Origin of the sequence: Oscillibacter sp. KLE 1745 (genome assembly GCF_000469445.2) — a bacterium.
Lineage (GTDB): Bacteria > Bacillota > Clostridia > Oscillospirales > Oscillospiraceae > Oscillibacter > Oscillibacter welbionis.
The window spans coordinates 94621-101128 of record NZ_KI271762.1; the positions used below are offsets into that span (position 1 = coordinate 94621).

Here is a 6508-nt window from a genome sequence, read left to right on the forward strand (position 1 = left end):
CATCTCCCGGCGGAGGTCCAGGCCGCCGGTGGCGGCCAGCCGCTCTCCCACCAGCGCCAGAAGCGCAATGTGGCTGCCGGACGCCAGGGCCTGGCGGTAGTAATCCCGGACCGCATCCGGCAGGCCATGCGGCAGCGCCGCCGTCTCCGAAAGGTGCCGGTAGGTCCGGATGGCCCGGAGGCGGCTCTCCGTCAAGAGCTCCAGATCCCCGATCCCGGCAGTGCGGAACGTCAGTTCCATCGGGCGCCTTCCCGGGTCACTGGGGGCGCTTCTTTGCCGGCTTCACCAGCTGGATGCGCTTCTCCCTGGGCTTGGAGTGGCTCTCCCGGTACAGCACGAACTTCGTGCCGATGACCTGCACCACCTCGCTGCGGGTGGCCTTGGCCAGCTCCTCCGCGGCGGTGCGGGCGTCGTAGTCGATATTGTTGTCCAGCACCCGGCCCTTGATAAGCTCCCGAGCCTCCAGTGCGTCATCCGCCTGCTTGATGAGGTTTGCCCCGATACCGTCCTTGCCCACCTGCAGGATCGTGTCGATGCTGTTTGCCAGGCCCCGCAGCTGGGCCCGCTGTTTGCTTGTCAGTTCCATGTATACTCCTTTATTCCGGGAAATGGCCCCGGTCTTTTTTATTTTTCGTCATGCCAAGTAGACTGCCGCAGCTTCTCCATAGACTCCTGGGCAATCCACTCTTCTGTATAGCCGCAGCTGCGGCAGACATACCTCTGAATTTTTGCATTTACAAAAAACCGATGGGAAAAGAATTGTACAGCCCCGGCTCCACTGCCAGCAGGTCCGCGCTGCCGCATTTGGGGCAGCGTCCGGTCGTTTTCACCGCAGTTCCCTCCTCATCAAAGGTAGACGGTTATTTTTTCAAATAAGTTGCCAGTTTCTCCGAAAATGCCCGCAGAGCTTTTCCTCTATGGGAGATGGCGCCCTTCTCCTCTGCCGTCAGCTGGCCGAAGGTCCTGCCCTTCTCCGGCACCAGGAACACCGGGTCGTAGCCAAATCCCGCCGTCCCCATGGGGGCAAAGGCGATGGCACCGTCGCACCGGCCCTCCGCCGTCAGCTCGTCCCCGCCGGGAAAGGCGCAGGCGATGGCGCAGGCGAAGTGGGCCGCCCGGGTAGTCTGTCCCCGCATGTTCTGCAGCAGCAGGGTATACCGCCCCCGGTCGTCCAGCTCCTCCCCGCCGTAACGGGCGGAATACACGCCGGGTCCTCCGTTCAGGGCGTCCACACAGAGACCGGAGTCGTCCGCGATGGCGGGCAGCCCGCTGGCCGCGCAGATGGCCTTGGCCTTCAGCATGGCGTTTTCCACAAAGGTGGTGCCGGTCTCCTCCACGTCTACGGAGATTCCCACGTCTGCGGGGCTCACCACTTCCACCCCCAGTCCGGAGAGGATATCCGCCATCTCCTTCAGCTTGCCGGGGTTATGGGTCGCCAACACGAATTTCATACCGTCTCCTCCTTTTCCGCCGCACGGTCCAGACGCTTGTTCCGGATGGTCAGCACCAGGTCGATGGTGACCATGGTGATATCCAGGATGTAAAAAGCCGCCACATAGGTGACATTTCCACTGATGAACTTCCCCGCCAAGCCGCAGAGATAGCCCACGATGATGCACACCTCAAACCATAGGCTCTTGCCCTTTGCAGTACGGGAGCGCACGGACTTTGTGATGTTGAAGGGCCAGGACAGGCCGAAGCAGATCAGCATAATCATCTCGAATACCTGCGCCACGGAAACCATCTCCTTCTTTCAATTTGTGGTTTTATCGCTTCAAAATCTCCCGCTGGAGCTTCAGCAGCTCCCGGTTACCCTTGGCGCACAAGCGCACCAGCTCCTGTTGCTCCTGGGGTGTGAAGGCCCGGCCCTCGCCGGTGCCCTGGAGCTCGATGATCTCCCCCAGCTCATTCATCACACAGTTCAGGTCCACCTGGGCACGACTGTCCTCGCTGTACTGCAAATCCAGCATAAGGGTCTCCCCGACGATTCCCGCAGACACCCCGGTGACGAAATGCCGGATGGGATTGGAGGCCAGCACGCCCTCCTCCACCAGCTTCCGGCAGGCCAGGGCCAGCGCCACAAAGCCGCCGGTGACGGATGCGGTGCGGGTTCCGCCGTCGCCCTGGAGCACGTCGCAGTCGATGGTGATGGTATGCTCCCCCAGCTTCGCCAGGTCCACGGCGGCCCGGAGGGAACGGCCCACCAGCCGCTGGATCTCTGCGCTGCGGGGCGAGAGCTTCAGCTTGGCGATGTCCCGCTTGCTGCGCTCCCGGTTGGCCCGGGGCAGCATGGAGTACTCCGCTGTCACCCAGCCGGTGCCCTCCGGCACATGGGGCGGCACCCGGTCCTCCACGCTGGCGCAGCAGAGAACCATGGTGTTGCCGCACTGGATGAGACAGCTGCCCTCCGCGAATTTTACGAAATCAGGGGTGATTTTGATCGGGCGCAGCTCGTCAAACGCCCGTCCGTCTTGTCTGGTCATGGTATGCGCTCCTTTTCATTTTCCCCGCAGAGAGGACTGGATCGCCGCGAACGCACGGTCATAGTCATCCCTGTGAACATAGATGGTGTAGGTCAGGACGCTGTCCTGTACAGCAGTCGGAGCGGCCCCCTGCTGCGGCGGGCAGCCGCGGCGTATAGGCCCCGGGTCCTGGTGCCGCTGGAGAGCCCGGCATCTGAAAGCGCCCCGCGGATCCGAAAGTACATCTGCTGCGACGACACAGAGATCAGTTTTCTCCGATTCCAAATGGTGATCCTTGTCTCTCTGCTGCCGCTCAAATAATGGCCTCCACATATTCCTTCGCGTCGAAGGGCTTCAGGTCGTCCACCCCCTCGCCCACACCGGCCAGCTTCACCGGTACGCCCAGCTCCTTGGCGATGGCGATGACGATGCCGCCCTTGGCCGTGCCATCCAGCTTCGTCAGCACGATGCCGGTGAGTCCTGCGGCCTCCTTGAACTGGCGGGCCTGGATCAGGCCGTTTTGTCCGGTGGTGGCGTCCAGCACCAGCAGCGTCTCCCGTGCGGCGCCGGGGCATTCCCGGTCGATGATCTTGGAGAGCTTGGCGAGCTCCGCCATCAGGTTAGCCTTGTTGTGGAGGCGGCCGGCAGTGTCGCACAGCACCACATCCACCCCTCTTGCCTTGGCAGCCTGCAGGGCGTCGAACAGCACCGCGCCGGGGTCAGCCCCCTCGTGCTGGCGCACAAGTTCGCAGCCGGCCCGCTCCGCCCAGATCTGCAGTTGGTCCGCCGCTGCGGCCCGGAAGGTGTCCGCCGCGCAGAAGAGGACCCGCTTGCCCTCGCTTTTCAGCTGATAGCCCAGTTTGCCGATGGACGTGGTCTTGCCTACGCCGTTGACGCCGATGAACAGCACCACAGCAGGCCGGGTCGAGAGATCCAGCTCCGTGCCGCCCACGTCCATCTCCTCCGCCAGAATGTCCCGGAGGGCGGCCTTGACCGCCTCCTGGTCCTGGAGCTTCTCCTTCCGGACCCTCGTGCGGAGTTTTTCCACGGCGTCCAGCGCCGTGTCCATGCCCAGGTCCGCCAGGATCAGCGTCTCCTCCAACTCCTCGAAAAAGGCCTCGTCCGCCTCGGAGAAGCCGGAGAAGAGATTTGTGGTGATCTTTTTCAGCTTGTCAAAAAAGCCCATGGTATCCTCCCAAATCGGAAATCAGCGCCGGAGAGGCTTATCCCAGTCCAACCTGTTTCCGCAGTATTTGCAGTATTCGCCGGGAAAAAGCGGCAGATGTGCCCCGCACTCCGGGCAGCGGATCACGAACAACTGGATCGCAAGGCCCGCCGCCAGCAGCAGTCCCCCGATCACGCCCGCCTCCGGTACAAATACGGTCCTGCTGAGGAACTGCAGAACAAATCCCGGGACTAGCAGGATAACGCTCAGGATCGTCCATCTGCGCAGTGTCATGAGATCGTCCTCCCAATCGCTTCAAATCCTCTTGCGCCGGGTCGCCGTTCACTCCACTTTCTTGCCGCAGTATGGGCAGGTCTTATCCGGTCGGAGCTCCCGAACGGACTTTCCGCAGTGGGGGCAGCGCAGCAGCCGCCACACCAGCCCCAGATCCAAAAGGAAAATCAGCAGCCCTGCATAGGTCATCCATCCGCCCCGGAAGATAAGGAGGCCTGCCAGCAGGCCCACCCAGATGATCAGTATCTGTTTATGCTTGCGCTTCATGGATTCCGCTCCTTATTTGATCTTCAGCTCTTTCGCCATGTCATTCAGATTGATGGTCAGGATCTTGCTCACGCCCTGCTCCTGCATGGTGACGCCATAGAGGACATCGGCCTCCTCCATGGTTCCCCGGCGGTGGGTGATGACGATGAACTGGGTCCGGCCTGCCAGCGTCCGCATATAGCGGGCGTAGCGGGTGACGTTGGCGTCATCCAGGGCCGCCTCGATCTCGTCCATCACGCAGAAGGGCGTTGGATGGACTTTCAGAATGGAGAAATACAGCGCGATGGCCACAAAGGCCTTCTCGCCGCCGGACAGCAGGGAGATGGTCTTGAGGGTTTTTCCCGGCGGCTGGGCCTTGATCTCGATGCCGCAGCCCAGGATGTCCTCCTCGTCCTCCAGTTCCAATCTGGCCGTCCCTCCCCCGAAGAGCTCCTGGAAGGTGGTCTGGAAGCTCTCGGACAGCAGCTTGAACTGCTCGGCGAAAATCTTGGTCATCTCCTCAGTGATCTCGCCGATGATGTTCTGCAGCTCGCCCTTGGCCTTCTCCACATCGTTGCGCTGGTCCGACAGGTAGGTGTAGCGGGTGTTCACCCGCTGGAACTCGTCGATGGCCCCGATGTTTGGGGTTCCCAGGGCGGTGATGTCCCGCTTCAGCTCCCCGATCCGCCGGTTGGCCTTGGGCACGCTCTCCAGCTCGATCCGCTGTGCCTGGGCGTCGGAGTGGGAGAGTTCGTAGTGTTCCCACAGCCGGTCCAGGATCTGCTTTTCCTCCATGGCGGAGGTGGCCCGCTTCTGGTCCAGCTTGGCCACCACCCGCTCCAGGTTCAGCAGGTTCTCGTTCATCTCCTGGCCCGCCCGGTTCTTGGCAGTCCGCTCCGCCTCCAGGGCGTTCTTCTCCTCTGTGATGGCGGCCAGCCGCTGCCGGAAGGCCGCGCCCCGGCCCGCCAGCTCCTCCAGCGCCGTCTGCAATCCGGCGATCTCTTCCTCCGCGGCGGCGATGTTTCGGCGGTAGGTCTCCGCCATCTGTTCCTTCTGCTCCCGGTCACCAGAGAGATCCGCGCACAGCGCCCGCAGGTCCGCGGCGCTGCGGACTGTGGCCTCCCGCTCGGCAGCCAGGGCAGCCAGATCGCTCTTTCTGCCGCTGATCTCCTCGGCCAGGGCACCGGATTTCTCCAGCAGCTCCGATTGGCCGGAAAGAGCCGCCTCCGCCTGGGCCCGCGCGTCCGCGGCGGCGGATTCCTGTCGGTTGATCTCCACCTGGGCGGCGGCAGACCGGGCGTCGTTGTCCGTCAGCCGTCCGGCCAGGCTCTCCAGCTCGCCGGTGAGGTTCTCCACGCTCTCCTCCAGGGAGCGCAGCAGGAGATCATATTGTCCCCTGATGCCCTCCAGCCGCAGGACCTCGTCCTCTGCGTAGCGGCGCTGGGCCTCCGCGGTCTCCAGCTCGTATTGGGCGGCGGCCAGTTCCCGGGCGGTATCCTCCTCCGCCTGCTTTGCCTCCGCCAGCTTTGCCTGCATGGCAGCGGTCCGGGCGGTGAGCTGCTCCAACTCCGCGGACCGGCTCAGTACACCGGCGGACCGGCTGGTGCTGCCGCCGGTCATGGAGCCGCCCCGGTTAATGACCTGGCCGTCCAGCGTCACGATCCGGAAGGCGTTGCGGTACTTCCGGGCCATGGCGATGCCGCAGTCCAGGTCCTCTACCACCACAGTGCGGCCCAGCAGGTTGTAAACAATATTCCGGTACGCCGGGTCGAATGTCACCAGCCGGGACCCCAGGCCCACAAAACCAAATTCCTTCTCCACGCCTTTTTCATGGAGTTCGTCACCCCGGATGGCGGTGAGGGGCAGGAACGTGGCCCGTCCGGCGTCCCGCTGCTTCAGGTAGCTGATAGCGGCCTTGGCATCCTCCTCCCGGTCCACCACAATGTTCTGCAGTCCCGCCCCCAGGGCGATCTCGATGGCCAAGGAGTACCTGCCATCGGTCTTCACCAGATTGGCCACCGGGCCATGGATGCCCTGCAGGCCGCTCTGTGCGCGGCACACGAACTTGACCGCCTTGGAGAAGCCCTCGTACTCCTTCTCCATCTCTGTCAGCAGGCGGCGGCGGTTTTCCAGCGCCCCCGTGTCCATGGTCAGCTGGACCCGCCGCTCCGCGGCGGCAGCGGCCTTCTTCTTCCGTTCCTCCATCCGCAGGCTGTGGCCGGCGATGATGTTGGCGGCGGCCTCCGCCTCGTCCCTGGCATCCTCCAGGGCGCGGCGGTTCTCCCGCGCCTCCTGTCGGGCGGACTGAAGCTGCTCCTCCGCGGCGGCCCTGTCTCGCTCT

General features: G+C 63.6%; 9 protein-coding genes. All 9 read right to left on the bottom strand.

The window, feature by feature from the left end:
* Nucleotides 1-240, bottom strand: a 240-nt coding sequence (locus HMPREF1546_RS19320) for a hypothetical protein (RefSeq protein WP_021752103.1), incomplete at its 3' end; no start/stop codon positions are given.
* A gap of 16 nt (nt 241-256) precedes the next feature.
* Complete coding sequence (gene yhbY / locus HMPREF1546_RS15485) at nt 257-586, bottom strand: ribosome assembly RNA-binding protein YhbY (protein WP_021750956.1); 330 nt, start codon at nt 584-586, stop codon at nt 257-259.
* Nucleotides 587-860: 274 nt separating this feature from the next.
* On the bottom strand, nt 861-1451 hold the full coding sequence (locus tag HMPREF1546_RS15490) for an XTP/dITP diphosphatase (RefSeq protein ID WP_021750959.1): 591 nt from the start codon (nt 1449-1451) through the stop codon (nt 861-863).
* Nucleotides 1448-1735 carry a hypothetical protein gene (locus HMPREF1546_RS15495; protein WP_273481892.1) on the bottom strand — a complete coding sequence of 96 codons (288 nt, stop codon included), beginning with the start codon at nt 1733-1735 and terminating at the stop codon, nt 1448-1450. Before HMPREF1546_RS15495 ends, HMPREF1546_RS15490 begins: the two co-directional genes overlap by 4 nt.
* Before the next feature lie 31 nt (nt 1736-1766).
* Entirely contained in the window at nt 1767-2483 is a 717-nt protein-coding gene (rph, locus tag HMPREF1546_RS15500) for a ribonuclease PH (RefSeq protein WP_021750961.1), read from the bottom strand.
* 292 nt (nt 2484-2775) lie between these two features.
* Complete coding sequence (gene ftsY, locus HMPREF1546_RS15510; protein ID WP_021750963.1) at nt 2776-3648, bottom strand: signal recognition particle-docking protein FtsY; 873 nt, start codon at nt 3646-3648, stop codon at nt 2776-2778.
* A 21-nt stretch (nt 3649-3669) separates the two neighbouring features.
* A complete protein-coding gene (locus HMPREF1546_RS15515) occupies nt 3670-3921 on the bottom strand; it encodes a hypothetical protein (RefSeq protein ID WP_021750964.1) in 252 nt (83 codons plus the stop codon).
* A gap of 48 nt (nt 3922-3969) precedes the next feature.
* Nucleotides 3970-4188 (bottom strand): hypothetical protein, encoded by a 219-nt coding sequence (locus tag HMPREF1546_RS15520; protein WP_021750965.1) that lies wholly within the window; start codon nt 4186-4188, stop codon nt 3970-3972.
* Nucleotides 4189-4200: 12 nt separating this feature from the next.
* Nucleotides 4201-6508: chromosome segregation protein SMC (gene smc / locus HMPREF1546_RS15525; RefSeq protein WP_021752105.1), on the bottom strand; the 2308-nt coding region annotated here is incomplete at its 5' end.

What these genes read in the sequence shown, in the direction of transcription:
- HMPREF1546_RS15520 (WP_021750965.1), bottom strand. Translation starts at nt 4,188, where the DNA reads ATGAAGCGCAAGCATAAACAGATACTGATCATCTGGGTGGGCCTGCTG.
- HMPREF1546_RS15490 (WP_021750959.1), bottom strand. Translation starts at nt 1,451, where the DNA reads ATGAAATTCGTGTTGGCGACCCATAACCCCGGCAAGCTGAAGGAGATG.
- HMPREF1546_RS15515 (WP_021750964.1), bottom strand. Translation starts at nt 3,921, where the DNA reads ATGACACTGCGCAGATGGACGATCCTGAGCGTTATCCTGCTAGTCCCG.
- rph (WP_021750961.1), bottom strand. Translation starts at nt 2,483, where the DNA reads ATGACCAGACAAGACGGACGGGCGTTTGACGAGCTGCGCCCGATCAAA.
- ftsY (WP_021750963.1), bottom strand. Translation starts at nt 3,648, where the DNA reads ATGGGCTTTTTTGACAAGCTGAAAAAGATCACCACAAATCTCTTCTCC.
- yhbY (WP_021750956.1), bottom strand. Translation starts at nt 586, where the DNA reads ATGGAACTGACAAGCAAACAGCGGGCCCAGCTGCGGGGCCTGGCAAAC.